This is a genomic window from Phaeospirillum tilakii (assembly GCF_042683125.1).
GTDB classification, from domain to species: Bacteria; Pseudomonadota; Alphaproteobacteria; order Rhodospirillales; family Magnetospirillaceae; genus Phaeospirillum; species Phaeospirillum tilakii.
In genome coordinates, this window is sequence record NZ_JBHUIY010000132.1 from 1 (window position 1) to 521 (window position 521).

Sequence of the window (521 nt, forward strand, 5' to 3'; positions counted from 1 at the left end):
AGCAGCGCCGGCCAGCTCTGGCGGGGGGCGTCGGGATGGGGACGGTACCACAGCGCCGGATGGAAGCGCAGGGCCGGCAGATCGAGCCGACCGGTGATGCCGCGCCCCCGCAGATAGGCCTCGGCCAGGGTGCCGGCCACCGGCTGCCCCTGGCGAAACAGCCGCCGCGCCGCGTCGAACGATCCCGAGGCCAGCGACTGATGACGCTGGAAAACCTGCGGCAGAGCGAGAAAGACGCGGGCCTCGTCGCGGGCGGACACGGGATCGCGGCCCCGGTTGAGGGCGATCAGATCGAGCAAATCGCCGTGCTCTCCGGTCGATGCGTCGGTCCATTTGCCGGCGCGGTCGCCGGTCAGGCGGACATAGAGGCTGCGGCCCGGATGGTTGAGGACGTCGCCGACGCACCACCATGCCCCCTGACGGCGCCCCCGGGACAGATAGACCCGGCAAACCGCTTCGGCCCGCTCGGCGAGGCGGCGGGCCAGATCAGACACCGACATGACGCCCCTCCCCGCTGACAG

Annotated in this window: 1 protein-coding gene; it reads right to left on the minus strand. The window is 72.0% G+C overall.

Annotation, left to right across the window (positions count from 1 at the left end):
• On the minus strand, positions 1–500 hold a 500-nt coding region (locus ACFSNB_RS18835; protein WP_465264586.1), incomplete at its 3' end, for a DUF7146 domain-containing protein.
• Positions 501–521: the final 21 nt, after the last annotated feature.